The sequence below is a fragment of the Colwellia sp. E150_009 genome (assembly GCF_053543955.1).
On sequence record NZ_JBHFOM010000083.1, the window covers coordinates 1 to 1,438 of the forward strand.

Sequence of the window (1,438 nt, forward strand, 5' to 3'; positions counted from 1 at the left end):
AAATATTCGTGATCAACAGAAGTATATTCCATGGATTAAAAAGGTTGGTTAAACTGATTAACTTTATGGAACGGTCCAACTATAAGGTGCTTAAAAGGACTAAAACAGTTTGCTCGTTTTTTGCAAAGTAACGCAAAAAAGCCAGCCAACCATTTTAGCCTCTTAGCAAAACGTTAGCTTTCTCAAGGAGATTATATGAGGCAAAGAGTTACTGGGTTTGACCTTGCAAGAGCATTGGCAATTTTCGGCATGGTCATTGTTAATTTTAAAATTGCCATGAACGCTGAAACTGGCAACCAGTTATTGATAAGTTTTGCCGGGCTTTTTGAAGGTCGAGCATCGGCCTTGTTTGTTATTCTTGCAGGTGTTGGCGTGACATTTCTGACCAATAAAGCAAGAGAGTCTAGTGATGGGGCGCTTGTATTAAAAAATCGTTTATCACTGATAAAACGCGGGCTACTACTGATTGCGATCGGTCTTGTATACACACCAATATGGGAAGCTGACATCCTCCATTTTTATGGCTTTTATTTTTTAATAGCTGCAGCCATATTTACAGTTAACGACAAAGTTTTGCTATTTATATCGGTGATTATCATGCTGGTATTCCCAGTCTTAATGCTGTTTCTGAATTATGAGCAGAACTGGGATTGGTCAACATTAACCTATGAAAACTTTTGGTCATTCGATGGAATGATTAGGCATATAGTATTTAACGGCTTTCACCCCGTCTTTCCCTGGGCAGCATTTTTGATATTTGGGATGTGGCTGGGGAGGCAGGATTTATCCCAAAGCTTGATGAGAAAAAAGTTGCTTGCTTTGTCACTCATCACTTTGCTTGTCACCGAATGTGGTTTTTATCTGATAAGAGTAACTATTGGAGATGGTAGTGCGCTTGAAATGACACCTGAAGAAGTAACATTTCTGTTTTCAACATCGATTATACCTCCATTGCCCCAATACATAATCTCTGCTGGCAGTTCCGCCGTTGTTGTGCTAGTTGCTTGCTTATACTTTTCAGATAGATTTTCTGAAAGCAACATCAACAAATGGCTGTACAAAACAGGACAATTGTCTTTGACCTTGTATGTTGCTCACGTCATTATTGGCATGGGTACCCTTGAGTCAATCGGTCGGTTAGAAAACCAGACAATAAACTTCTCACTACTTAGCGCTTTAATATTTTGTGTTTGCGGGATAGTTTTTAGTGTTGTATGGCTTAAGTTTTTTAAAACTGGACCGTTAGAATGGGTTTTCCGTAAAGTAGCAAGCTAACACATATGAGCCCATCTCGCGTCAATAGGCAATAGTGTTCTTTTAGCTACCGCTAGGTAGCTAATTGTTTTCAATCAGTAAATTCGTCTTCTTCGTTATGTCAGTTAGCCATTAAACGCTCGTTTACGGCAAACACATATTGAGGCTCTCTTAGTGTGATCTC

At 39.2% G+C, this 1,438-nt stretch carries 1 protein-coding gene; it reads left to right on the plus strand.

Annotated features, from left to right (window positions below; all coding sequences use genetic code 11):
- The first annotated feature begins 195 nt into the window (after positions 1-195).
- Positions 196-1,275 (plus strand): DUF418 domain-containing protein, encoded by a 1,080-nt coding sequence (locus ACE1OF_RS19510; protein ID WP_448896543.1) that lies wholly within the window; start codon positions 196-198, stop codon positions 1,273-1,275.
- The last annotated feature ends 163 nt before the right edge of the window (positions 1,276-1,438 follow it).